Source organism: Streptomyces mutabilis, from assembly GCF_014649815.1.
Classification (GTDB): Bacteria; Actinomycetota; Actinomycetes; order Streptomycetales; family Streptomycetaceae; genus Streptomyces; species Streptomyces mutabilis.
The window spans coordinates 45,454-71,883 of the sequence record NZ_BMTT01000023.1 but is presented as its reverse complement, the minus strand read 5'-3'; the positions used below and the strand labels follow the sequence as shown (position 1 = coordinate 71,883).

The 26,430-nt window shown below is 70.6% G+C and carries 26 protein-coding genes; 9 read left to right on the top strand and 17 right to left on the bottom strand.

Annotated elements, in window-relative coordinates; translation table 11 throughout:
* Positions 1 to 75: 75 nt before the first annotated feature.
* Both IE142_RS30545 and IE142_RS30540 read right to left on the bottom strand, forming a co-directional pair.
* The gene (locus tag IE142_RS30545; protein ID WP_191888735.1) at positions 76 to 468 is read right to left on the bottom strand and encodes a DUF397 domain-containing protein; all 393 of its coding nucleotides are present in this window, start codon (positions 466 to 468) and stop codon (positions 76 to 78) included.
* 11 nt (positions 469 to 479) lie between these two features.
* The gene (locus tag IE142_RS30540) at positions 480 to 1,322 is read right to left on the bottom strand and encodes a helix-turn-helix domain-containing protein (RefSeq protein WP_229831010.1); all 843 of its coding nucleotides are present in this window, start codon (positions 1,320 to 1,322) and stop codon (positions 480 to 482) included.
* A gap of 181 nt (positions 1,323 to 1,503) precedes the next feature.
* On the opposite strand from IE142_RS30540, the gene IE142_RS30535 reads away from it, so the two are divergent.
* The 3 genes from IE142_RS30535 (at position 1,504) to IE142_RS30525 (ending at position 3,955) form a co-directional block, all read left to right on the top strand.
* The gene (locus IE142_RS30535; RefSeq protein WP_191888734.1) at positions 1,504 to 1,977 is read left to right on the top strand and encodes an ATP-binding protein; all 474 of its coding nucleotides are present in this window, start codon (positions 1,504 to 1,506) and stop codon (positions 1,975 to 1,977) included.
* 11 nt (positions 1,978 to 1,988) lie between these two features.
* Positions 1,989 to 3,008, top strand: a complete 1,020-nt coding sequence (locus tag IE142_RS30530) for a C40 family peptidase (protein WP_191888733.1) — start codon at positions 1,989 to 1,991, stop codon at positions 3,006 to 3,008.
* Between the two features lie 236 nt (positions 3,009 to 3,244).
* Positions 3,245 to 3,955: a phosphatase PAP2 family protein gene (locus tag IE142_RS30525; RefSeq protein ID WP_191888732.1), complete on the top strand. Its 711-nt coding sequence runs from the start codon at positions 3,245 to 3,247 to the stop codon at positions 3,953 to 3,955.
* A gap of 31 nt (positions 3,956 to 3,986) precedes the next feature.
* On the opposite strand, the gene IE142_RS30520 is transcribed toward IE142_RS30525, so the two are convergent.
* Positions 3,987 to 4,157 (bottom strand): hypothetical protein, encoded by a 171-nt coding sequence (locus IE142_RS30520; RefSeq protein ID WP_191888731.1) that lies wholly within the window; start codon positions 4,155 to 4,157, stop codon positions 3,987 to 3,989.
* 85 nt (positions 4,158 to 4,242) lie between these two features.
* Here IE142_RS30520 and IE142_RS30515 point away from each other — a divergent pair, with 85 nt between their 5' ends.
* Together IE142_RS30515 and IE142_RS30510 are read left to right on the top strand one after the other, a co-directional pair.
* The gene (locus tag IE142_RS30515) at positions 4,243 to 5,109 is read left to right on the top strand and encodes an SCO4651 family lipoprotein (protein ID WP_191888746.1); all 867 of its coding nucleotides are present in this window, start codon (positions 4,243 to 4,245) and stop codon (positions 5,107 to 5,109) included.
* Between the two features lie 68 nt (positions 5,110 to 5,177).
* Positions 5,178 to 5,360 (top strand): hypothetical protein, encoded by a 183-nt coding sequence (locus IE142_RS30510; RefSeq protein WP_191888730.1) that lies wholly within the window; start codon positions 5,178 to 5,180, stop codon positions 5,358 to 5,360.
* A gap of 33 nt (positions 5,361 to 5,393) precedes the next feature.
* On the opposite strand, the gene IE142_RS30505 is transcribed toward IE142_RS30510, so the two are convergent.
* A complete protein-coding gene (locus IE142_RS30505; RefSeq protein WP_229831009.1) occupies positions 5,394 to 5,771 on the bottom strand; it encodes a metal-sensitive transcriptional regulator in 378 nt (125 codons plus the stop codon).
* Positions 5,772 to 6,058: 287 nt separating this feature from the next.
* On the opposite strand from IE142_RS30505, the gene IE142_RS30500 reads away from it, so the two are divergent.
* Together IE142_RS30500 and pitH are read left to right on the top strand one after the other, a co-directional pair.
* Positions 6,059 to 6,679 carry a DUF47 domain-containing protein gene (locus IE142_RS30500; RefSeq protein ID WP_043382068.1) on the top strand — a complete coding sequence of 207 codons (621 nt, stop codon included), beginning with the start codon at positions 6,059 to 6,061 and terminating at the stop codon, positions 6,677 to 6,679.
* A gap of 7 nt (positions 6,680 to 6,686) precedes the next feature.
* Entirely contained in the window at positions 6,687 to 7,685 is a 999-nt protein-coding gene (gene pitH, locus IE142_RS30495; protein ID WP_043382067.1) for a low-affinity phosphate transporter PitH, read from the top strand.
* Between the two features lie 237 nt (positions 7,686 to 7,922).
* Here pitH and pstB read toward each other — a convergent pair whose 3' ends face one another.
* From pstB to mshD, 8 genes are all read right to left on the bottom strand, one after another.
* Positions 7,923 to 8,699, bottom strand: coding sequence for a phosphate ABC transporter ATP-binding protein PstB (gene pstB / locus IE142_RS30490; protein WP_019326775.1), 777 nt, complete (start codon positions 8,697 to 8,699; stop codon positions 7,923 to 7,925).
* 54 nt (positions 8,700 to 8,753) lie between these two features.
* Positions 8,754 to 9,812, bottom strand: a complete 1,059-nt coding sequence (gene pstA / locus IE142_RS30485; RefSeq protein ID WP_043382065.1) for a phosphate ABC transporter permease PstA — start codon at positions 9,810 to 9,812, stop codon at positions 8,754 to 8,756.
* On the bottom strand, positions 9,809 to 10,822 hold the full coding sequence (gene pstC / locus IE142_RS30480; protein ID WP_191888729.1) for a phosphate ABC transporter permease subunit PstC: 1,014 nt from the start codon (positions 10,820 to 10,822) through the stop codon (positions 9,809 to 9,811). Before pstC ends, pstA begins: the two co-directional genes overlap by 4 nt.
* A 121-nt stretch (positions 10,823 to 10,943) precedes the next feature.
* Positions 10,944 to 12,071: a phosphate ABC transporter substrate-binding protein PstS gene (gene pstS, locus IE142_RS30475; RefSeq protein WP_191888728.1), complete on the bottom strand. Its 1,128-nt coding sequence runs from the start codon at positions 12,069 to 12,071 to the stop codon at positions 10,944 to 10,946.
* A 208-nt stretch (positions 12,072 to 12,279) separates the two neighbouring features.
* The gene (locus tag IE142_RS30470; RefSeq protein ID WP_191888727.1) at positions 12,280 to 12,780 is read right to left on the bottom strand and encodes an NUDIX hydrolase; all 501 of its coding nucleotides are present in this window, start codon (positions 12,778 to 12,780) and stop codon (positions 12,280 to 12,282) included.
* A gap of 42 nt (positions 12,781 to 12,822) precedes the next feature.
* The gene (locus tag IE142_RS30465) at positions 12,823 to 14,010 is read right to left on the bottom strand and encodes a CHAD domain-containing protein (protein WP_191888726.1); all 1,188 of its coding nucleotides are present in this window, start codon (positions 14,008 to 14,010) and stop codon (positions 12,823 to 12,825) included.
* The gene (locus tag IE142_RS30460; RefSeq protein ID WP_370466437.1) at positions 13,991 to 16,297 is read right to left on the bottom strand and encodes an RNA degradosome polyphosphate kinase; all 2,307 of its coding nucleotides are present in this window, start codon (positions 16,295 to 16,297) and stop codon (positions 13,991 to 13,993) included. The genes IE142_RS30465 and IE142_RS30460 overlap by 20 nt, the downstream gene beginning before the upstream one ends.
* Before the next feature lie 389 nt (positions 16,298 to 16,686).
* Positions 16,687 to 17,616 (bottom strand): mycothiol synthase, encoded by a 930-nt coding sequence (mshD, locus tag IE142_RS30455; RefSeq protein ID WP_191888725.1) that lies wholly within the window; start codon positions 17,614 to 17,616, stop codon positions 16,687 to 16,689.
* A 181-nt stretch (positions 17,617 to 17,797) separates the two neighbouring features.
* Here mshD and IE142_RS30450 point away from each other — a divergent pair, with 181 nt between their 5' ends.
* Entirely contained in the window at positions 17,798 to 19,618 is a 1,821-nt protein-coding gene (locus IE142_RS30450; protein ID WP_191888724.1) for a bifunctional metallophosphatase/5'-nucleotidase, read from the top strand.
* A 399-nt stretch (positions 19,619 to 20,017) separates the two neighbouring features.
* On the opposite strand, the gene IE142_RS30445 is transcribed toward IE142_RS30450, so the two are convergent.
* The 5 genes from IE142_RS30445 to IE142_RS30425 form a co-directional block, all read right to left on the bottom strand.
* Positions 20,018 to 21,460 carry a sensor histidine kinase gene (locus IE142_RS30445; protein ID WP_191888723.1) on the bottom strand — a complete coding sequence of 481 codons (1,443 nt, stop codon included), beginning with the start codon at positions 21,458 to 21,460 and terminating at the stop codon, positions 20,018 to 20,020.
* Positions 21,457 to 22,197 carry a response regulator transcription factor gene (locus IE142_RS30440; protein WP_191888722.1) on the bottom strand — a complete coding sequence of 247 codons (741 nt, stop codon included), beginning with the start codon at positions 22,195 to 22,197 and terminating at the stop codon, positions 21,457 to 21,459. The genes IE142_RS30445 and IE142_RS30440 overlap by 4 nt, the downstream gene beginning before the upstream one ends.
* Positions 22,198 to 22,293: 96 nt before the next feature.
* A complete protein-coding gene (locus IE142_RS30435; protein ID WP_191888721.1) occupies positions 22,294 to 23,337 on the bottom strand; it encodes a S1C family serine protease in 1,044 nt (347 codons plus the stop codon).
* A 115-nt stretch (positions 23,338 to 23,452) separates the two neighbouring features.
* Complete coding sequence (locus tag IE142_RS30430; RefSeq protein ID WP_191888720.1) at positions 23,453 to 24,475, bottom strand: LacI family DNA-binding transcriptional regulator; 1,023 nt, start codon at positions 24,473 to 24,475, stop codon at positions 23,453 to 23,455.
* A gap of 42 nt (positions 24,476 to 24,517) precedes the next feature.
* A complete protein-coding gene (locus tag IE142_RS30425; RefSeq protein ID WP_191888719.1) occupies positions 24,518 to 25,291 on the bottom strand; it encodes a winged helix-turn-helix transcriptional regulator in 774 nt (257 codons plus the stop codon).
* A gap of 245 nt (positions 25,292 to 25,536) precedes the next feature.
* Here IE142_RS30425 and IE142_RS30420 point away from each other — a divergent pair, with 245 nt between their 5' ends.
* Positions 25,537 to 26,397: an alpha/beta hydrolase gene (locus IE142_RS30420; RefSeq protein WP_191888718.1), complete on the top strand. Its 861-nt coding sequence runs from the start codon at positions 25,537 to 25,539 to the stop codon at positions 26,395 to 26,397.
* The last annotated feature ends 33 nt before the right edge of the window (positions 26,398 to 26,430 follow it).

The window sequence follows — 26,430 nt, the reverse complement described above, 5'->3', positions numbered from 1 at the left end:
CGGGCCCTAAGAGGGTCGTGCGGACCGGTGTGCGATGAGTCGTATGGTCACTCTGTGTATCACGCAAGGTCACGCCTAGCAATGATGCTGGAGCGCAACCTGTCGTGTGGTTCTGTCGTTGGGCCCTTCTGCGAAGTGATCGAACTCGCCGGACTTCACGCCGAGCACGAAGGCTTCCCACTTCTGGCGGTCCGTCGTGACGACGGCTCCGCGGGCGCCGGGAGCGTGGACGCGTACGGAGGCGTCCGCGTCATTCCCGGGAGTGAAGGTGACCTGGATGGGTGCCGGACGGGTGTTCGCCTTCAGGGCGGTGAGCAGGGCGCCGAAGGCGGTCGGGGTGGCGGTGAGTATGGAGCCGGTGGGGTCGCTGCTTTCGGTGAGATGGACTGCGCCGGGGGATGCGGCGACGTGGACGCAGGCCTCGCCTTCTCCGCAGTAGGAGGACTTCTGCCAGTCGACGGTGGGCATGTGGTTTCCTCTCACAGTTCCTGATCGATGGCTCGGATGAGCTCGCGGGACTCTCTCGGGGGCAGAGCGATGCCCTCCATGCGGTCCAGGAGGACCCGGTACTTGTCGAGCTGGGCTTCGGCGTCGATGAGCGCGGAGCCGTGGGACTGGTCGAGGTGCACTGTGTCGAGCGGCGGTACTGGCCCGTAGGCGTACAGGATCGACTGGCCCGAGCCGGGGAACGCACCGGCTGCGAACGGGATGACCCGCACAGTGATGTGGCTGCGCTCGCTCATGCTGATGACGTGCTGTAGCTGTCGCCGGGTCACGTGGCGTCCGCCGAACTGCATCCGGAGGGCGGCTTCATGGATGTATGCCCGATAGGGCGTCGGCGACTCGCTGAACAACACGGCCTGCCGCTTGATGCGGAAGGACAGTCGGTGCTCGATGTCCGGGGGTGACAGTTCCGGTACGACTTGGCGGAACACCTCGCGGGCGTGGTCATGGATCTGAAGCAGTCCCGGGATGTGTGCAGTGATCCCCGCGCGGAGTTGCGTCGCGTGGTGCTCCATTTCGGCGAGGTCCAGCAGCGTGTTGGGGAGTGTCTCGCGGTACTCCTCCCACCACCCGCGTGAGCGCTCGCTGGTCATCTCGCTCAGTGCCTGTACGAGCGACTGGTCGGCACAGTCGTAGTGGCAGGCCAGGGCGCGCACCCGCTCAGGGCTGACGCCCACCCGCCCGGCTTCCATGTTGCTGATCTGGGCCTGCTTGACGCCAAGGAGTTGACCGGCCTCAGTGGCGGTCAGGCCGGAGCGCTCGCGGAGTTTGCGCAGCTCGGCGCCGAAGCGCAACTGGCGACCCGTCGGGTTTCTCACGGGGTGCGGCCTCCTCGCTGTCACCCATGCGGGTGTCAGTGAATGCAATTCCTCGAAACCAGTAAATGCATTCACTACCTTACTTGTGGCGCCCCGCTCAGAAGCGCACCGGTCGACGGACCGGCAGGCCACTGGGCACCCCTGTCCATCGACCAACTGTCCGCACTGACCGGAGACTTCCATGGCCACCGTAAACCCGTCCTGGGGATACACCCTTCACCTCCCGCACGATCCACGCGCACCGGGGATCGCCCGCACAACCCTCCGTGCCGCCCTCGCCGCGCACGGCCTCGGCGAGCTCACGCCCATCGCCGAACTGCTGGCCGCCGAACTCCTCGCCAACGCCCACCTGCACACCAACGGCCCCTACTCGCTCCGCATCATGTCGCGCGAGCCGGGGCGGGTGCGGGTCGGCGTGTGGGACACCGACTGGCGGGTGCCGCCGGGCTTCCGGGACGGGGAACAGACCGTCACCGCGCCCCCGGCGGACGCCGAGAGCGGGCGGGGACTGCAACTGGTGCGGGCCTGCGCGGACGCGGTCGGTGTCTCCGTGCTGCGTGAACTCGGCGCGTCGAAGGGCGGGAAGCTGCTGTGGGCCGAGTGCCGGCGGGACGGCTTCGAAAGTGCACGCGACATGGCTGGAAAGTGTTATTGAACGGCCCCGAGATGGGGGAAAGTTGGGCCATGCGCAAGTTGTGGGTCGGTGCAGGTGCCGCGGTCGCCCTGGGAATGGGCTTCGTGATGCTGCTCGTCGTCGGCGTCTACGTGGTCGCCGGGAACCTGGCCAACGGCATCGGGGGCGGGTCGAAGAAGCTGGCCAAGGGATCGGTGCCCGCGGCGTACCAGGCGCTGGTGCAGAAGTGGGGCAATCTCTGTCCCGCCATCAACCCCGCACTGCTCGCCGCCCAGCTCTACCAGGAGAGCGGCTTCGACCCGAAGGCGCAGAGCCACGCGGCGGCGCAGGGGATAGCGCAGTTCATCCCCGGTACGTGGGCCACGCACGGGATCGACGGGGACGGTGACGGCGACCGGGACGTGTGGGACCCGGCGGACGCCATCCCGTCGGCGGCGTCGTACGACTGCACGCTCGCGTCGTACGTGAAGGACGTACCCGGGAATCCGACGGAGAACATGCTGGCCTCCTACAACGCGGGCGCCTACGCGGTGATCCAGTACCAGGGCGTGCCGCCGTACAAGGAGACCCAGAACTACGTCAAGGTCATCACGACCCTGGAGAAGAGCTTCGCGGCGCCCGAGACCCGGGTCGAGCCCTCGGAGCAGGCCGCCGGGGCCATCGCCTACGCGCAGGACAAGCTCGGGACGCCCTATCTGTGGGGCGGGACCGGTACGGCGGGACAGGGCGGGCGCTTCGACTGTTCGGGGCTGACCCAGGCGGCGTACGAGAGCGTGGGGATCAAGCTGCCGCGGGTCGCGAACGACCAGTACAACGCGGGGCCGCATCCGAGCCGGGAGGAACTGCTGCCCGGGGACCTGGTGTTCTTCTCGGACGACCTCACCAACTCGCGGGCCATCCGGCACGTGGGGATCTACGTCGGTGGCGGGTACATGATCGACGCGCCGCGGACAGGGGCCGTGATCCGGTTCGACAAGATCGACACCCCGGACTACTTCGGGGCGACCCGGGTGACGGAAGATGGCGCGAAAGCGCTGCCCACCACGGTGTGAATGCGATGGTTTGGACGCAGCGTGAACCCATGCCCTGAGCTGCGACGACGTGTTTCTCTTCGATAACGTCTGCGTGATCATCCAGTGGAACGTGGAACGTATCAACGGGGGCCGTGCGTTCCTGTTGTCGTGTAGGTGTGCGAGACAGGAAGTGTCGGCATCTGCGACCACGGGGGTGGTGGAGGAAAGGCGTGCGCACGGTGCGCCGCAGGAGATGACGAAGGGGCCGCAGCACCATGGCTGGACTCGCCGAATCCGGTTCGAACCCCGACGTCGAACTGCTCTATGACATCAACGGCCTGGCCAAGGACGCGCCGCACTGGTTCGACCGGGTCATGGAGTTCGTGGGTGAGTACGGACTGCTGTTCGCGATCGTGCTGCTGGTGCTCTGGTGCTGGTGGTCCGTGCGGCGGCGGGGCGGCGAGGACGCGGCATCGAGCGTGGCGGCCCTGGTGTGGGCACCGCTCGCGGCCGGCGTCGCGGTACTGGTCAACGTGCCGATACGGGGTTTCGTCGAGCGACCCCGGCCGTTCAAGACCCATGACGGGCTGGAAGTACTGGTCGCGGGGAAGGACGACTTCTCCTTCGTGAGCGATCACGCCACCCTCTGCATGGCCCTGGCCGTCGCCCTGTTCGTCGCCAACCGGAAGTTCGGGCTCGGCGCGATCGTGCTGGCGCTGTTCGGCGGCTTCATCCGCGTCTACATGGGCGTGCATTATCCGACGGACGTCATCGGCGGCTTCGCGCTCGGTACGGCGGTCGCGCTGCTGCTGTCGCCGGTCGCCATGGCGCTGCTGACGCCGCTGGCCCGCGCCGTCGAGCGGTCGCCCAGGGTGGGTTGGCTGGTGCGTGCGCGGGGGCGAGGCGACGCCGCCGGGCGGGACGCCGTCATTCCGGGCGCGCGCAAGGGAAGCACCGAGGCCGGGGAGCGGGATCTCGCCGCGTAGGGCGGCCCCGTAGCGACCGTGGCGGCGGCCCTCAGGCCGCCGCGTGCGTCTTCGCGTCCGTCCGGGCCTGGCTTCTCGCCCTGCGGGCCGGGCCCCGCCAGCCACAGCTGCAACGGGCCAGACAGAAGGGGCCCTGTTCGACCGTCGACGTGAGGTGTTCCGGTACTTCCCGGGAAGCTTCGAGACCGTCCTGCTGCGCCACGCCGTCAACGTTACCGGGGTCACCTGCCCCTCGTTAACCCGGTCGGAAGGGGCTCCGGAGCGGGCGTGACGGCGGGTAGGTGGCGATGGTCGGGTGGGCGAGGGAGCGGCGGGGCAGGAGGGCGGCCGGCGGTCTCACCGTCGCCGGCGGCGTGGTCTGCGTGTGGCTGGCCGGGAGCGGCTGCTCCTGGCAGGGGGCCGCCGTCCAGGGAGCGGGAGCCGGTGATCCGGTCGCCGTGCTGCACCGGGCCGCCGACCGGCTGGTGACCGCCGGCAGCGCCAAGGCGCGCACCGCGATGGAGATGGCCAGCGGCGGGACGCGGGTGACCATCCGGGGCGAGGGGGTCTACGACTTCGAGCGGCGGTTCGGGCAGTTGGAGGTGCGGCTGCCGCAGGACCCGGCGGGCGAGAGCGAGCACCGGCCGATCACCGAGCTGCTCGCGCCGGGGGCCCTGTTCATGAAGAACCGGGGGGCCGGTGTGCCCGACGACAAGTGGGTGCGGGTGGAGACCGCCTCCCTGTCCGACGGGAACCTGGTGACCGGCGGGGCGACGGACCCCTTCGCCGCCGCCGAGGTGCTGCGGGGGACGCGGACCGCGACGTACGTGGGGCGGACCGAAATCGCGGGGACCGAGGTGCGGCACTACCGGGGAACCGCCGACCTGGAGCGGGCGGCGCGGGGCGCGTCCGACGACAACAAGGCGGTGCTGGCCGCGGCCGCCGACGGCTTCGCCACCGTCGAGGTGCCCTTCGACGCCTACCTCGACGACGAGGGCCGCATCCGCAAGATCCGGCACCGCTTCAGCTTCGTCAACGGGCGGGACGAGGGCACCGTCGACGTCACCTCGACGACCCTGCTCTACGATTTCGGCGCCGCCGTCCGCGTACGGCTGCCGGAGGAGGACGACATCTACGCCGGCAAGATCGCCGCGGGGCCGGGCGGCAAGAACTAGCCCTTCCGTGCCATGCGCGGTGTGTACGCCGCTCCCTACTCTAGGAAGTCGGTGACGGCAGAGACGAGGTGACGCGCGTGGCTCCGGTCGGTGGTACGGCGGTTCAGGACCACGTGGCCCTCGCCGAGATCGAGCTGTGCGGCGAGCTGATCATCGCGGCGTCCGCCGCCCGGGAGCGGCTCAGCCTGGAGAGCATCGACGAGGTGCTGCGGGTGGCCGAGGAGCGCAGGACGGCCGGCGGCGACCAGTAGAGGGCCGGCCGGATCAGCGGAGGCCGGCCGGGATCAGGTGCGCAGCAGGCGGCCGATCGCCTTCGTCGCCTCCTCCACCTTTGCGTCGATCTCGTCGCCGCCCTTGACGGCCGCGTCGGCGACGCAGTGGCGCAGGTGCTCCTCCAGGAGTTGCAGGGCGAAGGACTGCAAGGCCTTCGTGGAGGCGGAGACCTGGGTGAGTATGTCGATGCAGTAGACGTCCTCGTCGACCATCCGCTGCAGGCCGCGGATCTGGCCCTCGATACGGCGCAGGCGCTTGAGGTGCTCGTCCTTCTGCTTGTGGTAGCCGTGCACACCCCGGTCGTGGTCGGTCACGATCTCCGTGCCGGCCGTCTCCACCCCGTCCACGGCGGGGGAGGGCGCACCTGCGCCGGCCTCAGTGGTCGTCATCGCGTCCTCCTGTGGGAATGAATGGGAGTGAAGAGGAATGAGGGGAGTGAGTGGGCGGAGCGGGTGGACATCGGGCGGATAGCGGACATATACCCCTGACGGGTATATGGTAACGAACTTCGCGGGGTAAGGGGGCCTTGGGGAAGCCCCCTGGCGACGGCCCGGGCGTCGCCCCCCTGCTCATCAGTCTTCCCGATGGGCGACACTGGGGGACGGCCCGTTAGCCGTGGCCGGATGATGCGCCTAGCATCAGCCTGACCGAAACCGATGCACCCCGAGGACCCCACGTGCGCTTTCGTCTGACCCCCAGGGAGACGAGCTTCTACGACATGTTCGCCGCGTCCGCGGACAACATCGTCACGGGCTCGAAACTCCTGATGGAACTGCTCGGGGCGGACGCATCCGCCCGGGCCGAGATCGCAGAGCGTATGCGGGCCGCCGAACACGCGGGTGACGACGCCACGCACGCGATCTTCCACCAGCTGAACTCCTCGTTCATCACGCCCTTCGACCGCGAGGACATCTACAACCTCGCCTCCTCCCTCGACGACATCATGGACTTCATGGAGGAGGCCGTCGACCTGGTCGTCCTCTACAACATCGAGGAACTGCCCAGGGGCGTCGAGCAGCAGATCGAGGTGCTGGCGCGCGCCGCGGAGCTGACCGCCGAGGCCATGCCGAACCTGCGGACCATGGACAACCTCACCGAGTACTGGATCGAGGTCAACCGGCTCGAGAACCAGGCCGACCAGATCCACCGCAAGCTGCTCGCCCACCTCTTCAACGGCAAGTACGAGGCCATCGAGGTGCTGAAGCTCAAGCAGATCGTGGACGTGCTCGAGGAAGCGGCCGACGCGTTCGAGCACGTGGCGAACACGGTGGAGACCATCGCGGTCAAGGAGTCCTGAACCCTCCATGGACACCTTCGCACTGGTCGTGACCATCGGGGTCGCGCTCTTCTTCACGTACACCAACGGTTTCCACGACTCGGCGAACGCGATCGCGACGTCCGTGTCGACGCGTGCGCTGACGCCCCGGGCGGCGCTCGCGATGGCCGCCGTCATGAACCTCGCCGGCGCGTTCCTCGGCTCCGGGGTGGCCAAGACCGTCAGCGAGGGGCTGATCGAGACACCCGAGGGCTCGAAGGGGATGGGGATTCTCTTCGCGGCGTTGGTGGGCGCGATCGTCTGGAATCTCATCACCTGGTACTTCGGGCTGCCGTCTTCGTCCTCGCACGCCCTGTTCGGCGGCATGGTGGGTGCGGCGCTGGCCGGGAGCACGACCGTGTACTGGCACGGGGTCGTCGACAAGATCGTCATTCCGATGTTCGTGTCGCCGGTGATCGGTCTGATCGCCGGGTACCTGGTGATGACGGCCATCATGTGGATCTTCCGGCGGGCCAATCCGCATAAGGCGAAGCGGGGCTTCCGTATAGCGCAGACGGTGTCGGCGGCGGGTATGGCGCTGGGGCACGGTCTGCAGGACGCGCAGAAGACGATGGGTATCGTGGTGATGGCGCTGGTCATCGCCGATGTGGAGGACTACGGCGATCCCATTCCGGTGTGGGTGAAGATCGCGTGCGCGCTGATGCTGTCCGCGGGGACGTACGCGGGTGGCTGGCGGATCATGCGGACGCTGGGGCGGAAGATCATCGAGCTGGATCCGCCGCAGGGGTTCGCGGCGGAGACGACCGGTGCGTCGATCATGTTCGGGTCGGCGTTCCTGTTCCACGCGCCGATTTCGACGACGCATGTCATCACGTCGTCGATCATGGGTGTGGGGGCCACGAAGCGGGTGAATGCCGTGCGGTGGGGGGTTGCGCGGAACATCATCGTGGGGTGGTTCATCACGATGCCGGCGGCTGCGGCGGTGGCCGCGGTGTCGTTCTGGATCGTGAATCTGGCGTTCCTCTAGGCAGTGCCCGGTGCTCGTGCGGGCCGGGGTGGGTGCGCTGCCCGGCGGGGCGGGGCGCCGCTGCGCCCACCGTGCCGCCCCTGGGGGTAACCTCCCAGGCCGTTCAGGTACTGCGGAGGCACGACTGCCCGCAGCTGGGTGCATATGAGAGGGCCCGCCCCCGTGACCGGGGGCGGGCCCTTTGTGCTCCTCGCGGTGGCACCGCCATGCAGCACCGCGAGGGGTCGGGGGCGGGGCCTAGCCGAAGCGGCCGGAGATGTAGTCCTCCGTGGCCTGGACCGACGGGTTGGAGAAGATGCGCTCCGTCTCGTCGATCTCGATCAGCTTTCCGGGCTGGCCGACGGCCGCCAGGTTGAAGAACGCCGTGCGGTCCGAGACGCGCGCCGCCTGCTGCATGTTGTGCGTCACGATGACGATCGTGAAGCGTTCCTTCAGCTCGCCGATCAGGTCCTCGATGGCGAGGGTGGAGATCGGGTCCAGGGCGGAGCAGGGCTCGTCCATGAGCAGGACGTTCGGCTCGACCGCGATGGCGCGGGCGATGCACAGGCGCTGCTGCTGACCGCCGGAGAGGCCGGAGCCCGGCTTGTTCAGGCGGTCCTTCACCTCGTTCCAGAGGTTGGCGCCGCGCAGGGACTTCTCGACGACGTCGTCCATCTCGGACTTCTTGTACTTGCCGTTGAGCCGCAGGCCGGCCGCGACGTTGTCGTACACCGACATGGTCGGGAACGGGTTCGGGCGCTGGAAGACCATGCCGACCTCGCGGCGCACGGCCACCGGGTCGATGCCGGCGCCGTAGAGGTTCTCGTCGTCCAGCATGACCTTGCCGTCGACCCGGCCGCCGGGCGTGACCTCGTGCATGCGGTTGAGCGTGCGCAGGAAGGTGGACTTGCCGCAGCCGGACGGGCCGATGAAGGCCGTCACGGAGCGGGGTTCGACGGTCATCGAGATGTCCTCGATGGCCAGGAAGGAGCCGTAGTAGGCGTTGAGGCCGCTGACATCGATGCGCTTGGCCATGGGTATCACTGCTTCTTTCGGTCCGAGTCGCTGACTGTTCTTGCGTCGGTCGCGTCAGCGACCCGTCTTCGGGGCCTTCCAGCGGGCGATGCCGCGGGCCACGAGGTTGAGGATCATGATGAAGGCGATGAGCGTGAGGGCCGCCGCCCAGGCACGGTCGTACGCGGGATCGGAGCCGGCGTTGTACTGGAGGTAGATGTACATCGGCAGCGATTCCTGCGGGTCCTGGAACGGGTTCGCGTTGATGAAGTCCGTGCCCCAGACCAGGAGCAGCACGGGCGCCGTCTCACCGGTGATGCGGGCGATGGCCAGCATGACGCCGGTGACGATGCCACCGATCGACGTCGGCAGGACGACCTTCAGGATCGTGCGCCACTTGGGCACACCGAGTGCCAGCGACGCCTCGCGCAGCTCGTTCGGGACGAGCTTGAGCATCTCCTCGGTGGAGCGGACGACCACGGGGATCATCAGGATGCACAGGGCGAACGAACCGGCGATGCCGGAGGGGCCCATGTCCAGGATGAGGACCCACAGGCTGAGGATGAACAGACCCGCGACGATCGACGGGATACCCGTCATGACGTCGACGAAGAAGGTGACGGCCTTGGCGAGCCGCCCGCGTCCGTACTCGACCAGGTAGATCGCGGTGAGCACACCCACCGGCACGGAGAACAGGGTGGCGAGGCCGACCTGCTCCAGGGTGCCGAGGATGGCGTGGTAGATGCCGCCGCCGGGCTCACTGTCGGCCACGACGCCCATCGAGTGGGTGAGGAAGTAGCCGTCGAGGACCTTCACGCCCTGCCTGACGGTCTCCCAGATCAGGGACAGCAGCGGGATCAGGGCCAGGAGGAACGCGACCCAGACCATGCTGGTCGCGACCCGGTCCTTGGCCTGCCGTCCGCCCTCGATCCGCGCCGAGATGGCGTACGTGCCGCCGACGAAGAGGACCACGGCGATCAGGGCCCACTGGATGCTGCTGTTCAGCCCGGCCGCGGTGCTGATGCCGAGGCCGGCGGCGGTCGCACCGGCCGCGACGGCCCACGGGAACCACTTGGGCAGGGTGGCGCCGCGCAGGGAGCTGCGGCTCTTCGGGGTGAGGGTTGCGTTGCTCATGCGTTGGCCCCCGAGTACTCCTTGCGGCGAGCGATGATCATGCGGGCACCGCCGTTGACCAGCAGCGTGATGACGAACAGCACCAGACCGGAGGCGATCAGCGCGTCCCGGCCCATCACGGTCGCCTCGTTGAACTTGCTGGCGATGTTCTGGGCGAAGGTGCCGCCGCCCGGGTCGAGCAGGCTGGCGTTGATGTCGAAGGTCGGCGAGAGGACCATGGCGACGGCCATCGTCTCGCCGAGCGCGCGCCCGAGGCCGAGCATCGAGGCGGAGATGATGCCGGAACGGCCGAAGGGGATCACCGACATCCGGATGACCTCCCAGCGCGTGGCGCCGAGGGCCAGGGCGGCCTCCTCGTGCATGCGCGGGACCTGCCGGAAGACCTCACGGCTGACGTTGGTGATGATCGGAAGGATCATGATCGCGAGCAGGATGCCCACGGTGAGCAGCGAGCGCGGAGCTCCGCCGCTCCACTCGAAGATGCCGGTCCAGCCGAGGTACTCGTCCAGCCAGCCGAAGAGCCCGTCCATGTGCGGCACGAGGAAGAGCGCGCCCCACAGGCCGTAGACGATCGAGGGCACGGCGGCGAGCAGGTCGATCACGTACGCGATGGCGCCGCCCAGCTTGCGCGGCGCGTAGTGCGTGATGAACAGGGCGATGCCGACCGAGACCGGGACGGCGATGGCCATCGCGATGACCGACGACACGACGGTGCCGAAGACCAGGACGGCGATGCCGAACTCCGGCGGGATGCCGCTGGGGTTCCACTCGAAGCTGGTGAAGAAGTTGGCCTCGTCCTCGCTGATGGCGAGCCAGGCGCGGTAGCTGAGGAAGGCCGCGATGGCGGCCATGATGGCCAGCACCAGGATGCCGGACCCGCGGGAGAGTCCGAGGAAGATCCGGTCGCCGGGGCGGGTGGCGCCGCGTGCGGCGCGCTTGCCGTCCTTGCCGGGGGGCTGGTGTGGTACGGGGGCTGCTGCTGGCTTCTGGGGATCAGTGGTTATGTCCATCGGGTTCTCCGGTCTGCGGAGCCGCCCTGACGGCGGCTCGGGCGGAGCCTCGCGGGCTCCTGGCGGCGGTGCACCGGACGGTGCGGCCCGGCCCCCGGGCGGGGACCGGACCGCACTCGGGTCAGCTCAGGCCCGAGATGGTCTCGCGGACCTTGGTGATGATCTCGGTGGGCATCGGGGCGTAGCCGGCGTCCTTCAGCAGGCCCTGGCCGTCCTCCGAGGCGATGTAGTTGAGGAAGGACTTGGTGGCGGGCAGGGTCTCGGCCTTGTTGCCCTTGTCGCAGACGATCTCGTACGTGACGAGGACGATCGGGTAGGCACCGTCGGCGGCCGGCGTGTAGTCCAGCTCCAGCGCGAGGTCCTTGCCGGTGCCGACGACCTTGGCGGCGCCGATGGCGGCGGTGGCGTTGTCGACGGTGGCCTTGACCGGCTCGGCGGCCTGGGTCTTGATGTCGACCGTCTTGATGCCGTCCTTGGCGTACGACAGCTCGAAGTACGAGATGGCGCCCGGCGTCTGCTTCACCTGTCCGGCCAGGCCGGAGGAGCCCTGCGCGGACTGGCCGCCCTTGGCCTCCCAGGACTTGCCCGGCTCGTACTTCCAGTCCTTGGGCGCGGCGTCCTTGAGGTACTTGGTGAAGTTGTCCGTGGTGCCGGACTCGTCCGAGCGGTGGAAGGCCTGGATCTTCAGGTCGGGCAGCTTGGCGTCGGGGTTGAGCTTGGCGATCGCCTCGTCGTTCCAGTTGGTGATCTGGCTGTCGAAGATCTTGGCGAGCGTCGGGGCGTCCAGGGCGAGGGTGTCGACGCCCGGGACGTTGAAGCCGACGGCGATGGGGCCGCCGACCATCGGCAGGTCGATGGCCTGGCCGTCCTTGCAGACCTTCTTCGACGCCTCGATCTCGTCGGGCTTCAGCGCGGAGTCCGAGCCGGCGAACGCGGTCTGGCCCTGCGTGAACGCGGTGATGCCCGCGCCGGAGCCGGTCGGGTTGTAGTTGATCTGGACGCCGTTGCAGGCCGCGACGTACTGCTTGACCCAGGCGTCGATCGCGTTCTTCTGCGCGGACGAGCCGGAGGCCTGGAGCTGGCCCTTGGCGTCGTCGCACTTGATGTTGCTGTCGGCGGCGGCGCTGGCGTCACCGCCGCTGCTGTTGCCACCGGTGTCGTCGGAGCCGCACGCCGTGAGGGCCAGGGCGCCGGAGACGGCGAGAGCACCGAGAGCGAGGGCCCGCCGGTTCATGCGCTGAAGCTTCACTTGAGGGAGTTCCTTCCAGGAGCCGCCGTCCTGAATTCGGCGGCGTGCGAGGACTGCGATGGAGACTGGTGGATACAGACGCGTTTTCGGGATGCGCCCTGTATCGGTAAGGCCGAAATTAGGCAGAACAGGTGAAGCCGCCGATGGGCGTAAATGAACGCGGGGTGAACCCCTGTGGTCGGTGCGGTGAGGTAACGGAACGCTTACGTCAAGGACACGGAGTGGTCCCGGGGGAGAGCGCCGCGAGGAGGGCGTCGACCAGGGGCCGGTCCCGGGGGCGGGTGAGGCGGGCGCGGGCCTCCGCGGGTGCCAGCCACAGGATGCGGTCGACCTCGTCGGAGGGGGTGAACGCGCCGGTGGTGGCCGCCGCCGCCCAGTACCGGACCTCCTTGGGGCGGCCGTCGGCGAGGTAGCTGACGGTGGGTAGTTCGGCGCCCGGCGCGGCGGCGTATCCCGTCTCCTCCGCCACCTCGCGCAGGGCGCCCGCGAGCGGGTCCTCGCCGGGCTTGAGCTTGCCCTTCGGGTGCGACCAGTCGTCGTACCTCGGCCGGTGGACGAGGCAGAGTTCCAGGCCGGGGGACCGGGGGGAGCGGCGCCACAGGACGCAGCCGGCCGCCCGGACGGTGGGGGCGGCCGGGGCGGCGGGGTGGTCCTGGTCGTCGGTGTGCGCGGCCGGGGTGCCGGGGTCCTGGTCGTCGGCGGGGTGCACGGCGCCTCCTGTCCTGTGCGGCGTCGTCCGCGGGCGCCGCCGCTACGTCAGCCTGATGGGCTCTTTGCGCCAGCTGTGCTGGAACGCGTACCTCGCCGCCTCCACCTCATGCCGTTGGTCGGCGTGGAGCACCCCGAGCGCGTACGCCGTCGCCGGCGCGATGCGCGGCGTGCGGGCCGCCTGGGCGGCGGCCGCGGCGGCCTCGGAGGCGTCACGATGGCGGTTCAGGGCCTCGCCGGCGGCCAGCAGGCGTACGTCCGTGGTGCCGTCGCCCCGGTCGGCTTCCTCGAAGGCCAGCACCTCGAGCGCGTACCGGTGCAGGCGCAGCAACAGGCGGACCTGGTGCCACTGGGCGTCCTGGGGGTGGGGGGCCGGGTCCGGGGAGAGGCCGTGGACCAGTGCCTGGGCGTTGTACGGGTTGCCCGCGGTGACCAGCGGGAGCGCGGCCACGGCGTCGGTGAGGCGGCCGTGGGCCGCGGCGGCCAGCGGACGCAGGTCGGTGGTGGACGCCGCGGTGTCCTTCAGCGGGACCTCGCTGGCCAGTAGGGCGACCTTGTCGGCGACCGCGTGGAAGCGGCTGCTGCCCAGCGCCTGGAGGGCCGTGGAGTGCGCCCGGGTACGGGCCAGGGTCAGCTGGCGGTCGAGCAGCGCGCCCGCCTTCGCCGCGCCCACGGTGAGATTGCCGCGGTCCGCGGGTGCCGGGCGGGCGGCGGAGGGGGCGAGGTGCACGGGAGGTGCGGAGGGGTCCGTGCCGGTGGACGCCGTCGCGGCGGCGCGGCCCGCCTGCTGCTGGCTCGGGAACGCCGCCGATCCCGACAGCCGGTGCAGGGCCTGCAGCAGGCGTTCCAGGCGGGATGCGTACGCATGTTCGAGCGCCAGTGTGCCGGAAAGCCACGCCAGCTCGGGGCGCATGGCCTCCGCCCACTCGGCGTCCAGCAAGGGCTGGAAGGTGTGCAGGGTGCCGCTGAGGCGGCGGGCCGCACGGCGCAGGGCGCGGGCCGCGTCCACCGGGCCGTCGGCAGCGGGGGCCCGGTCCGGACCGTGCGCTCCGTTGCCGTGTGCTCCGGCCCCGTGCGCGCCCGCGCCGGTCTCCCGGTGCAGGCGCAGGGCGCGGAGGAACTCGGTGGCCTGGGCGCGCAGGTAACTCGCGAGGGCGTCGCCGCCCGCGTGCACCGGCGGCGGCCCGGCGGCGGCCGTGGGGTCCGTCGGTTCAAGGTGTTGCTGTGCCACGCCGGCGCCTCCGGGCGTCTATGAGCATCTCCTGGACGTTGCGCAGGGGCTGGCCGTCCGGGTCCGTCGCGTGCCGGGTCCACTCGCCGTCCGAGCCCAGGTGCCAGGAGGCGGTGCCGTCGGACATGCCGGTCTCCAGCAGCCGGTTCAGGGCCGCCCGGTGGGCCGGGTCGACGACCCTGACCAGAGCCTCTATCCGGCGGTCGAGGTTGCGGTGCATCATGTCGGCGCTGCCGAACCAGACCTCCGGCTCCCCGCCGTTGCCGAAGGCGAAGACGCGGGAGTGCTCCAGGAAGCGGCCGAGGACCGAACGGACCCGGATGTTCTCCGACAGGCCCGCCACGTCCGGGCGCAGCGCGCAGATGCCGCGCACCCAGACGTCGACCGGGACGCCTGCCTGGGACGCCCGGTAGCAGGCGTCGATGACGGCCTCGTCGACCATCGAGTTGACCTTGATGCGGATGTAAGCGGGGCGTCCCGCGCGGTGGTGCTGGATCTCCTTGTGTATGCGGGAGACCAGGCCGTCGCGCAGGGATTTCGGCGCGACCAGGAGGCGGCGGTAGGTCTCGCGCCGGGAGTAGCCGGAGAGCCGGTTGAACAGGTCGGAGAGGTCCGCGCCGACCTGCGGGTCGGCGGTGAGCAGGCCCAGGTCCTCGTAGAGGCGGGCCGTCTTCGGGTGGTAGTTGCCGGTGCCGACGTGGCTGTAGCGGCGCAGGGTCTCGCCCTCCTGGCGGACCACCAGGGACAGCTTGCAGTGGGTCTTCAGGCCGACCAGCCCGTAGACGACGTGGCAGCCGGCCTCCTCCAGCTTGCGGGCCCACTTGATGTTCGCGTGCTCGTCGAAGCGGGCCTTGATCTCGACCAGGACCAGGACCTGCTTGCCGGCCTCGGCGGCCTCGATGAGCGCGTCGACTATCGGGGAGTCGCCCGAGGTCCGGTACAGGGTCTGCTTGATCGCGAGGACGTCCGGGTCGGTGGCCGCCTGCTCCAGGAACGCCTGCACGGAGGTGGAGAAGGAGTCGTACGGGTGGTGGAGGAGGACGTCGCGGCTGCGCAGGGCGGCGAAGACGTCCGGGGCCGACGCGGACTCGACCTCGGCCAGGTCGCGATGGGTGCGGGCGACGAACTTCGGGTACTTCAGCTCGGGCCGGTCCAGACCGTGGATGCGGAAGAGGCCGGTGAGGTCCAGGGGGCCCGGGAGCGGGTACACCTCGGCCTCGCTGACCTTCAGTTCGCGGACGAGGAGGTCCAGGACCTCGCGGTCGATGGACTCCTCGACCTCCAGGCGCACCGGCGGGCCGAAGCGGCGCCGCATCAGTTCCTTCTCCAGCGCCTTGAGGAGGTTCTCGGCGTCGTCCTCCTCGACCTCCAGGTCCTCGTTGCGGGTGACGCGGAAGGCGTGGCTCTCCAAGACCTCCATGCCCGGGAAGAGCTCCTCCAGGTGGGCGGCGATCACGTCCTCGATGGGGACGAAGCGGCCCGGGGAGGCCTCCAGGAAGCGGGAGAGCAGCGGGGGGACCTTGACGCGGGCGAAATGGCGGTGCCCGGTGACCGGGTTGCGCACGACGACCGCGAGGTTCAGGGAGAGGCCCGAGATGTACGGGAAGGGGTGCGCTGGGTCGACGGCGAGGGGGGTGAGGACCGGGAAGATCTGATGGCGGAAGAGGGTGAACAGGCGGGCCTGCTCCTTCTCCGCGAGCTCGCTCCAGCGGACCAGGTGGATGCCCTCTTCGGCGAGGGAGGGCGCCACGTCCTCCTGGAAGCAGGCGGCGTGCCGGGCCATGAGTTCGCGCGAGCGCGCCCAGATCATCTCCAGCACCTCGCGGGGCTGGAGGCCGGAGGCGGAGCGGGTCGCGACACCGGCGGCGATGCGGCGCTTCAGGCCGGCGACGCGGACCATGAAGAACTCGTCCAGGTTGCTGGCGAAGATCGCGAGGAAGTTGGCGCGCTCGAGGACCGGGGTGGTCGGGTCCTCGGCGAGCTCGAGGACGCGCTCGTTGAACGCGAGCCAGCTGCGCTCGCGGTCGAGGAAGCGGCCCTGCGGGAGCCTGATGCCGTCCGCCTGGAGCCCCTGGGACTCCTCCGACTCCTCGTACCCGTCGAGGTCGGCGTCGATGTCGGGTTCCAGGTCGGAGACGGTCGCGGCCACGGTGTGCGGGCGGTGCGCGGCGATGGAACCCACGGAGGGCTGCGGGTGCTGCGCGTGCGGCGCGTGCGGCGTGGGCTGGGCCTGCTGCGCGGGCTGCGTGTGCTGCTGGACCTCTGCCTGGGTGTTCGGCTGCCTCATAAACCCATTCTTCCGCGCAGCGCGCAGGACAGGCGCGTCGGAATGCGCGTGACGCTCTGCTCCTGGTGGCTCTGGCGCGGTCGGCTGCATTCGGTGAGGGTTGCAAGACAGTCTGAATCAATGGTTACGAGGACATGACGTGTGGGATAGCGGGGGGCTTCCGGCGGTGGGTGCGGCGGTCGGTGCGGCTGTGGCGCGTCCGCGGTCCGGAAACCGCCGGCCGTGATCGTGAACCGGAGGACCCGCTCCGTGCGATGGGGAGACGTAAGCCGTGGCGTGGACGGTGTGCGGACCGGAGCCGGTGGGGCGGCGCAGGGGGCGTGCCTGAGGCGCGGCCTCGCGTGGTCGCCCGAGGCGCGAACCTCACGTCGTCGCCCGCTGCCCGTGCCTCACGTCTCCGTGCGGTACATCAGGTCGGTCTCGTGGGTGACGAACCCGAGGCGCTCGTAGACGGACACCGCAGCCGTGTTGTCGGCGTCCACGTACAGCATCGCCGTGGGCAGCCCCCGCTCCGCCAGGTGCCGCAGACCGATGGTGGTCAGGGCCTTGCCCAGGCCACCGCCCTGGGCGTCCGGCCGGATGCCGAGGACGTACACCTCACCGAGCCGCTCCTCGGCGTGCTCCTTGGTCCAGTGGAAGCCGATCAGCTCGCCGTCCCGCTCGGCGAGGAAGAACCCCGCCGGGTCGAACCACGCCTCGGCCATGCGGTCGTCGAGGTCCCGCTGGGTGAGCGAGCCCTGCTCGGGGTGGTGGGCGAAGGCGGCGGCGTTCACCGCGAGCCAGGCCGCGTCGTCCCGGCCGGGCACGAAGGCCCGCACGGTCACGCCCTCGGGCAGGCGCGGATCCGCCAGGTCCAGGTCGGCCAACGGGAGCCGCATCTGGCGCAGTTCGCGGAAGAGGGTAAGCCCCAGCACCTGCGCGAGATGCCGGGCGGCGGAGTGGCCGCCGTGCGCCCAGATCCGCAGTCGCTTGCCGGACGCGGCGAGCAGCGCCGAGCCCAGCGCGCGCCCGTGGCCCTGCCCCCGGTGCGAGGGGTGGACGACCAGCTCGGCGGCCGGGGGCTCGATCGGGTCGGTGCCCTCCAATTGGGCGTAGCCGACGGGTTCACCGCCGTCGACGGTGAGCAGCAGGTGCGAGACGCCCTCCCGCGCCGGGCCGCGCAGTTGCAGCCGGCCCTGCTCGGAGACGGCCTGCTGGCCGTCGTTGCGGGCGGCCTCGGCGAGCAGGGCGAGGACGGCGTCGGTCTGCTCCGGGGTGAGTTCGGAGAGGGTCTCGATCGAGCGGGAGCGGCCGGGCCGCACGGTGTCGTCGCTGGTCATGGGTACGAGGGTAAAGGGCAGGCGCGGCAAAGCGGCGGTAGCCGGGGGGAGGGGCCGGTGAGGAGGTACACCAGGATGTAACCCGGAACCCCCTGTCGCGCTACGCGCGTTGACTCTAGGCTGTCGCGCCGGCGAGCCGTCTCCTCAGCGGCTCGCGTCACGCACACCCACAGGGGGGCGCATGCCAGCCACACCACAGTCGCACCGACCGCGCCGCAGACGCCGTACGACCCGTCTCCTCGCCGCTGCCGCCACCGCCCTCACCGCCGGGGCGCTCGCCGCGGCGGCACTGCCGGCGTCGGCGAACGCGGGCGAGGGCAACCGGGGTCACGGCGGCCACGGTCACGGTCGTTACCAGGACGTCCAGCTCCTCTCCTTCAACGACCTGCACGGCAACCTGGAACCGCCCGCCGGCTCCTCCGGCCGGGTCACGGAACACCAGCCGGACGGCACGACGAAGACGATCGACGCGGGCGGCATCGAGTACCTGGCCACCCACCTGCGCGAGGCGCGCGAGGGCCACCGCTACTCCATCACCGCGGCCGGCGGCGACATGGTCGGCGCGTCCCCGCTCCTGTCCGGCCTCTTCCACGACGAGCCGACCATCGAGGCGCTGAACAAGCTGGACCTCGACGTGACGAGCGTCGGCAACCACGAGTTCGACGAGGGGGCCGAGGAACTGGCCCGCCTCCAGAACGGCGGCTGCCACCCCACCGAGGGCTGCTACACGGACGAGGCGTTCGAGGGCGCCGACTTCCCGTACCTGGCGGCGAACGTCCTCGACGAGAAGACGAAGAAGCCCATCCTCGCGCCCTACTGGGTGTGGAAGCACAAGGGCGTCAAGGTCGGCTTCATCGGCGTGACCCTGGAGGGCACCCCGGACATCGTCTCGGCGGAGGGCGTCAAGGGCCTGACCTTCAAGGACGAGGTCGAGACGATCGACAAGTACGCCAAGGTGCTCCAGCGCCAGGGCGTGAAGTCCATCGTCGCCCTGGTCCACGAGGGCGGCTTCCCGGCGTCTTCCTCGTACAACTACGACTGCGACTCCCCGGGCACGGGCGACGGCATCTCCGGCCCGATCGCCGACATCGCCAAGAACGTCACGCCCCAGGTGGACGCGCTGGTCACCGGCCACACCCACGCGGCGTACGTCTGCACGATCCCCGACCCGGCGGGCAAGCCCCGCATGGTCACCTCGGCCTCGTCCTTCGGCCGCCTCTACACGGACACGACGCTGACCTACGACCGTGCGACGGGTGACATCGCCCGTACGGCCGTGGAGTCGGCGAACCACGTCGTCACGCGGGACGTCCCGAAGGCGCCGGACATGACCCGCCTGATCGACAAGTGGAGCACGCTGGCCGCCCCGATCGGCAACCGCGCCATCGGCTACGTCTCCGGCGACATCGACCGCAACGGCACCGAGTCCCCGCTGGGCGACCTGATCGCCGACGCGCAGTTGGCATACGGCAGGTCCCAGGACCCTGAGACGGACCTGGCCCTGATGAACCCGGGCGGCATCCGCGCGCCCCTGACCTACGCTGCCTCGGGCAGCGAGGGCGACGGCGTCGTCACGTACGCCGAAGGCTTCACGGTCCAGCCCTTCGCCAACACGGTGAACCTGAAGGACTACACGGGCGCCCAGCTCATCCAGATCCTCAAGGAACAGGTGAGCGGCCCGAACGAGGCATCCCCGAAGATCCTCCAGATCTCCTCCGGCCTCACCTACACCCTGGACCTGAGCAAGTCGGGCGCGGACCGGGTGCTGACGGACTCCATCCGTCTGAACGGCTCGCCCATCGACCCGTCGGCCACCTACCGCGTCGCCTCCAACAGCTTCCTCGCGGGCGGCGGCGACGGCTTCCCCACCCTCAACGAGGGCACGAACGAACTCGTCGGCGCGGACGACCTGACGGCCCTGGAGCAGTACCTGACGGCCAACTCGTCACCGACGGCCCCGATCGCCCCGCCGGCGGCCGACCGGATCAGGATCGTGCAGTAGGCGCCACCCGTCTCCGAGAGGAGCCCGGTGTGCGCACGCCGTGCGGGCACCGGGCCCCTCTTCGGCGCTCCGAAACGTGAACACAGTGCCGCGAACTGTCCTCAACCCGCTCATGTGAGCTCACGCTCAACAAAAAACCCGTGACTGTCCTCGTGGCGGAGACGCCGCCACCCGCCTCCATCCGCGCCCCCGGCTGACAGACGACGAGCTGGACACGGCCGGCTCGGTCACCGTCGGGACCCAGGGTGCGGGGTACGGAGGCGCGGACACCTGTCACGCCCTGTACTGCGCGCTGCCGCGCCCCCCGTTCACGGGCATGTCCATCCTCCTCACCGACAGGGAGGACGCCTACCCGCCTGGTCTCGTCACCGTCGGCGTCGACTCCCCCGGCAAGCTCGGCTACCACTGCCCCCCGTCGGCCGCGCCGGTCTCCGGCGGCGGTACCGGCGCCCCCGGCAGCCGTACGGTCGCCGTCGTGCCGCCTCCCTCGCCCGGGGTCAGGCTCACGGTGCCACCGGCCTGCTGCACCGTGCGGGCCACGATGGACAGGCCCAGGCCCGAGCCGGGCAGGGCGCGGGCGGACGGGGAGCGCCAGAAGCGGTCGAAGACGTGGGGGAGTTCGTCGGCGGGGATGCCGGGGCCGTGGTCGCGGACGGTGAGGACGCCGTCGGCGAGGCGGACGTCCACGGTGCCGGACTCGGGGCTGAACTTCACCGCGTTGTCCAGGATGTTGACCACCGCGCGTTCCAGCGAGGCCGGTTCCGCGCGCACGTACCAGGGCCGCACGTCGGCCGTGATGGTCAGTTCCGGGCCGCGCAGGCGGGCGCGGCGCAGGGCGGACTCGACTACGTCGTGCCAGGCGAGGATGCGGGTCCTGCCGGTGTGCTGGCCGGTGTCGGGGCGGGAGAGTTCCTGTAGGTCACCGATCAACGCCGCCAGTTCGGTCATCTGGGCCTTCACCGAGGCGAGCAGGGCCTTGCGGTCGGCCTCGGGGATCGGGCGGCCGGTCTCCTCGCTGCGGGTGAGGAGTTCGACGTTGGTGCGCAGGGAGGTGAGGGGGGTGCGCAGTTCGTGGCCGGCGTCGGCGATGAGCTGCTGCTGCAGGTCCCGGGAGCTGGCCAGGGACGAGGTCATGGAATTGAAGGAGCGGGACAGGCGGGCGATCTCGTCGTCGCTGTCGTCCTCGACGGGGATGCGGACCGTGAGGTCCTCGGTGCGGGCCACGTGCTCCACGGCCCGCGTCAGTTCGTCGACGGGGCGCAGGGCGGTCCGGGCCACCCAGAGACCGGCGGCGCCCGCGCCGAGGACTCCCGCGCCCGCGACGAAGACCAGCACCAGCGCGAGGTTGCTGAGGGAGCTGTTCACCTCGTCCAGCGGTCGGGCGGCGGAGACGGCGACGCCCAGCTCGGGGAGCCCGCTGTAGGTGTATACGCGGTACTGCGTGCCGTCCGGGCCCGTGGCGTCGTGCAGGGCGTCCTTGGTGCTGCCCTCGGCCACGGCACGGTCGGTGTCGGTGAGCGGGACCTTCTCCATGCCGATGATCAGGCAGCTCCCGCCCGTGCCGTCCACGAGCTGTACGGACGAACCGAAGGGGTTCTGTTCGTGGGTGACGGGGTCGTGGGCGCACTCGCCGGTGCGCAGATTCACGTACTGGCTCACCTGCTGCTTGCTCATGCGGTTGGCCTTCAGGGCCTCGTCGAGTGAGCTGACCAGCACACTCTTCACCACGAACCAGCAGGCCACCGCCGCCGCCGCCACCGCGAGGGCCACCGCCGCCGCCACCAGCAGCGACAGCCTGGCCCGGATGGGCAGCGCGCGGACACGGCGGGCCAGGCTCCTCACTCCGCGCCGCCCTGCCGCAGGACGTAGCCGACGCCTCGCACGGTGTGGACGAGGCGCGGCTCGCCGGCCGCCTCTGTCTTGCGGCGCAGGTACATGACGTACACGTCGAGGGAGTTGGAGGAGGGCTCGAAGTCGAAGCCCCAGACGGCCTTGAGGATCTGCTCGCGGGTGAGGACCTGGCGCGGGTGGGCCATGAACATCTCCAGGAGTGTGAACTCCGTGCGGGTCAGTTCGACCGGGCGTCCGGCGCGGACGACCTCCCGCGTCGACAGGTCCATGGTCAGGTCGGCGAAGGTGAGGGTGTCGTCGTCCTCGGCGGTGGCCTCGAGGGCCGCCGCGTAGGAGCTGCGGCGCAGCAGCGCGCGGATGCGGGCGAAGAGTTCGTCGAGTTCGAAGGGCTTGACCAGGTAGTCGTCGGCGCCGGCGTCCAGGCCGGTCACCCGGTCGCCGACCGTGTCGCGGGCCGTGAGCATGAGGATGGGCGTCGTGTCACCCGCACCGCGGATGCGGCGGGCGGCGGTCAGGCCGTCCATGCGGGGCATCTGGATGTCGAGGACGACCAGGTCGGGGCGGTAGGCCGTCGCCTTCTCCAGTGCGTCGGCGCCGTCGACGGCGACCTCGGTGTCGTAACCCTCGAAGGCGAGGCTGCGCTGGAGCGCCTCGCGGACCGCCGGCTCGTCGTCGACGATCAGGATGCGCTGGACTTCACGGTCGCGGTCGCCGTCTGCGGGGCTCATGGGCTCGGATTCCTCGGATGCGGTCTCGGGTGCGGCTGACAACCTCTTCAGCCTCGCATGTCCACAGCGGCCTCGGGCAGCCGCGTGGACGCCCGCTCAGCCGGCGGCACCCGCGCGCAGCTTCGCCAGGTCGGCCTTGACGGTGTTGATCGGGATGGCGAAGCCCAGGCCGACGCTGCCCGCACCGGCGGAGGACTCGGCCGACGAGTACATCGCGGAGTTGATGCCGATGATGTTGCCGTTCATGTCGATCAGCGCGCCGCCGGAGTTGCCCGGGTTCAGGGACGCGTCGGTCTGGATCGCCTTGTACGTCGTCGTGGACGAGCCGGTGTCGCCGTTGAACTCCTGGCCGCCGAACTCGAACGGCCAGCCGCCGCCCCGGCGCTGCTGCTGTTGCTGCTGTCCCTCGTCGGTCGAGACGGTCACGTCGCGGTCCAGAGCGGAGACGATGCCGCTGGTGACCGTGCCGGTCAGGCCCTCGGGGGAGCCGATCGCCACGACCTGCTGGCCGACCTGCACGGCGTCGGAGTCGCCGAGGGGCGCTGCCTTCAGGCCGGAGGCGTTCTCCAGCTTGATCAGCGCGAGGTCCTTGCTGCTGTCCGTGCCGACGACCTCGGCCGTGTACTGCTCGCCGTCGTTGGTCGTCACCTTGACGGACGAGGCGCCGGACACCACGTGGTTGTTGGTGATGATCTCGCCGTCGCTGGTGATGATCACACCGGAACCGGTGGAGGAGCCCGCGGCCGAGGTGGCGCTGATCTCGACGATGCTCGGACTGACCGCCTGGGCGACCCCGGAGACCGTGCCCTTCTGGCTGGACGGCACCACGTCGGTGCTGCCGGTGCTCGCGGCGACGGTGTCGCTGCCGGTCAGCTCCTGGATGCCGAACGCGGTGCCCCCGCCGACGGCCGCCGCGACGATCGCCACGGCGGTGAGGAGGGCGACGGGGCCGCGCCGGGTCCCGCGCTTCTTGTGGGGTTGCTCGGGCTGCCCGTCCGGGAAGGCGGCGGCGGGCGGCTGGGCCGGCGGGGGCGGCCACTCCGGGTCGACGGGAGAGGAGGCGTGCTGGGTTCCCTGGTACGGGTTCTCCTGGGCGTGCTCGTACTCGCCGCTGCGGCGGAGGCTCTCGGTCATGTTCATGAGCTTCCCGCCCCCGTATGAGAGCGGCCTGAGGGCTGCCTGAGAAGCCCGGCAGAACCTCGTATGCCCTATGTAAAGAACCCGGCGCGAGTCCAGGACGCCGGGGCGTGGGCGGCTACTCGCAGCCGCAGGACTGCCGGACCACCAGCCGCGACGGGAAGACCTTCAGCCGCTCGCGCCGGGAGCCCGCCACGCGCAGACCGTCGTCCAGGACCAGGTCCACGGCCGCCCGCGCCATCGCCGAGCGGTCGGAGGCGACCGTCGTCAGCGGCGGGTCGGCCAGGTCCGCCTCCTTGATGTCGTCGAATCCGGCCACCGCCAGCTCGCCCGGCACGTCGATGCGCAGCTCGCGGGCCGCGCGCAGCAGGCCGATCGCCTGGTCGTCGGTGGAGCAGAAGATCGCGGGCGGACGCCGCGGGCCGGAGAGCAGTTCCAGGGCCACGCGGTACGCGTCGTAGCGGTTGTACGGGGCTTCGAAGAGCCGGCCCTCGGTGGAGAGCCCGGCCTCCTTCATCGCCCGCCTCCAGCCCTCGACGTGGTCGGAGACCGGGTCGCCGACGGACGGGGTCTCGGCGGTGCCGCCCATGCAGGCGACGTACTCGTACCCGTGCTCCAGCAGGTGGCGCACGGCGAGCTGGGCGCCGCCGAGGTCGTCGGTGACGACGGCGACGTCGTCGATGGCCTCGGGGCGCTCGTGCAGCAGGACGACCCGGGCGTCCCAGGCCTCGATCTCGGCGGCGGCCAGGTCGTTCAGGGCGTGGCTGACCAGGATCAGACCGGAGACGCGCATCCCGAGGAAGGCGCGCAGGTAGTGGACCTCGCGCTCGCCGACGTAGTCGGAGTTGCCGACGAGGACCATCTTGCCGCGCTCGGAGGCGGCCCACTCGACGGCGTGCGCCATCTCCGCGAAGAAGGGCTGGCGCGCGTCCGGGACGATCAGTCCTATGAGGTCCGTCCGCCGCGACGCCATCGCCTGGGCGACCCGGTCCGGCCGGTAGCCCAGTTCCTTGATGGCGGCGAGGACACGCTCGCGCGTGGCCGGGGCGACCGGCCGGGGTCCGTTGTTGATGACATAGCTGACGACGGCGGTGGAAGTTCCCGCCAGCCGTGCCACATCATCCCGAGTCACCTTGGCCACGCGCGGAGTCTACGCGGATGGATCCGCCCCGGGCAGGGCGTATCACACCTTGGTCGACGGCGCCTGGGCCGCGGTGTCCGCCCGCGCCTCCGTCCGGGCCCCGGCCTTCGCCTTGGCGTCCTCCGCGCGCTCGCCCTTCTCGGGCTTCTCCGGCGTGACTAAGCGGTAGCCGACGTTGCGGACGGTCCCGATCAGCGACTCGTGCTCCGGGCCGAGCTTGGCGCGCAGCCGCCGTACGTGCACGTCGACGGTGCGGGTGCCGCCGAAGTAGTCGTAGCCCCAGACCTCCTGGAGCAGCTGGGCGCGGGTGAAGACCCGGCCCGGGTGCTGGGCGAGGTACTTCAGCAGCTCGAACTCCTTGAAGGTCAGGTCCAGGACCCGCCCCTTGAGCTTCGCGGAGTACGTCGCCTCGTCCACCGAGAGGTCGCCGTTGCGGATCTCCATCGGGGAGTCGTCGCCGACGATCTGCTGACGGCCCATGGCGAGGCGCAGCCGGGCCTCGACCTCCGCCGGGCCCGCGGTGTCCAGCAGTACGTCGTCGATGCCCCAGTCGGCGGTGACGGCGGCGAGGCCGCCCTCGGTGACGACCAGGACCAGCGGGCAGCTGAGGCCCGTGGAGCGCAGCAGCTGGCACAGGCTGCGGACCTGGGGGAGGTCGCGGCGCCCGTCGACGAGGATCACGTCGGCGCCGGGGGTGTCGACGAGGGCGGGGCCCTCGGCGGGGGCGACGCGGACGTTGTGCAGCAGCAGGCCGAGGGCGGGGAGCACCTCCGTCGACGGCTGGAGGGCGTTGGTCAGGAGCAGCAGAGAACTCATCGCGTCCCACCTGCCTGGGTCGTCCTGCGGTCGTGCCCGGTTCGCTCGCCCATAACGTCTGGTTCCTCCTGGGTCCCTGCGAGGACGTTTGCGGCACTGCTTCTTACAGGTGGCGGGACCCGTGCCCGTGGGGCCCGCCGCGTCCGGGAGGTGAACGCCCGGCGCCCGCCCGGCATCGCTCCCGAAAGCACAAAAGGACCCGGGGGCTACGTTGCCCGAGTCCTCTGCCCAGCAGAATAGCCGACATGAGCAACCGTCGGTCAGGTCATGTGGCGCGTTCCACCTTTCGTCCGCATTCCGAGACGCCCGGAAAGACGCCTCGGAGGAGCCCGCGCCGCACGCCGGCCCGCACCTTCCTCCGCACGGCCGACGGCGTGCCGATCGACGCCGTGCACGAGCCCGGCGTGACCCACCGCGACGCACCTGACCTGGTGTTCGTCGTCGCCCACGGGTTCACGGGCGACGCCGACCGGCCGCACGTACGACGCATCGCCGAGGCGTTCGCGCACCACGGCGCCGTGGTCACGTTCTCCTTCAGGGGGCACGGCGCGTCCGGTGGACGGTCCACCGTCGGTGACCGCGAGGTGCTGGACCTGGCGGCCGCGGTCACCTGGGCGCGCGGATTCGGACACGCGCGCGTGGTGACCGTCGGCTTCTCCATGGGCGGCTCGGTGGTACTGCGGCACGCCGCGCTGTACGCCGACGACGGCGAGGCCGGCACGGACGCCGTGGTGTCGGTGAGCGCGCCGGCCCGCTGGTACTACCGGGGTACGGCACCCATGCGCCGGCTGCACTGGCTGGTGATGCGCCCCGCCGGGCGCCTGGTGGGCCGCTACGGCATGCGCACCCGTATCCATCACCGGGACTGGGACCCGGTGCCGCTGTCGCCGGTGGAGGCGGTGCCCCGGATCGCGCCGAGGCCGCTGCTCGTCGTGCACGGCGACCGGGACGGCTACTTTCCCCTCGACCACCCCCGGATGCTGGCCGAGGCGGCCGGTGGCCACGGGGAGCTCTGGCTGGAGCCCGGCATGGGCCACGCCGAGCACGCGTCCGGCGAGGGGCTGCTGCACCGGATCGGCGACTGGGCGGTGGCGCGGGCGGGCTAGCCTGACGTAGTTCACCGCCGGTCGACACCGACG

Excerpts from the sequence above, each read along its gene's own strand:
- pitH (WP_043382067.1), top strand. The coding sequence starts at position 6,687 with ATGGACACCTTCGCACTGGTCGTGACCATCGGGGTCGCGCTCTTCTTC.
- pstB (WP_019326775.1), bottom strand. The coding sequence starts at position 8,699 with ATGGCCAAGCGCATCGATGTCAGCGGCCTCAACGCCTACTACGGCTCC.
- IE142_RS30545 (WP_191888735.1), bottom strand. The coding sequence starts at position 468 with ATGCCCACCGTCGACTGGCAGAAGTCCTCCTACTGCGGAGAAGGCGAG.
- pstA (WP_043382065.1), bottom strand. The coding sequence starts at position 9,812 with ATGAGCAACGCAACCCTCACCCCGAAGAGCCGCAGCTCCCTGCGCGGC.
- IE142_RS30435 (WP_191888721.1), bottom strand. The coding sequence starts at position 23,337 with ATGAACATGACCGAGAGCCTCCGCCGCAGCGGCGAGTACGAGCACGCC.
- IE142_RS30460 (WP_370466437.1), bottom strand. The coding sequence starts at position 16,297 with ATGAGGCAGCCGAACACCCAGGCAGAGGTCCAGCAGCACACGCAGCCC.
- mshD (WP_191888725.1), bottom strand. The coding sequence starts at position 17,616 with ATGACCAGCGACGACACCGTGCGGCCCGGCCGCTCCCGCTCGATCGAG.
- IE142_RS30440 (WP_191888722.1), bottom strand. The coding sequence starts at position 22,197 with ATGAGCCCCGCAGACGGCGACCGCGACCGTGAAGTCCAGCGCATCCTG.
- pstC (WP_191888729.1), bottom strand. The coding sequence starts at position 10,822 with ATGGACATAACCACTGATCCCCAGAAGCCAGCAGCAGCCCCCGTACCA.
- IE142_RS30425 (WP_191888719.1), bottom strand. The coding sequence starts at position 25,291 with ATGAGTTCTCTGCTGCTCCTGACCAACGCCCTCCAGCCGTCGACGGAG.
- IE142_RS30505 (WP_229831009.1), bottom strand. The coding sequence starts at position 5,771 with ATGACGACCACTGAGGCCGGCGCAGGTGCGCCCTCCCCCGCCGTGGAC.
- IE142_RS30535 (WP_191888734.1), top strand. The coding sequence starts at position 1,504 with ATGGCCACCGTAAACCCGTCCTGGGGATACACCCTTCACCTCCCGCAC.
- IE142_RS30530 (WP_191888733.1), top strand. The coding sequence starts at position 1,989 with ATGGGGGAAAGTTGGGCCATGCGCAAGTTGTGGGTCGGTGCAGGTGCC.
- IE142_RS30515 (WP_191888746.1), top strand. The coding sequence starts at position 4,243 with ATGGTCGGGTGGGCGAGGGAGCGGCGGGGCAGGAGGGCGGCCGGCGGT.
- IE142_RS30450 (WP_191888724.1), top strand. The coding sequence starts at position 17,798 with ATGCCAGCCACACCACAGTCGCACCGACCGCGCCGCAGACGCCGTACG.
- IE142_RS30420 (WP_191888718.1), top strand. The coding sequence starts at position 25,537 with ATGAGCAACCGTCGGTCAGGTCATGTGGCGCGTTCCACCTTTCGTCCG.
- IE142_RS30525 (WP_191888732.1), top strand. The coding sequence starts at position 3,245 with ATGGCTGGACTCGCCGAATCCGGTTCGAACCCCGACGTCGAACTGCTC.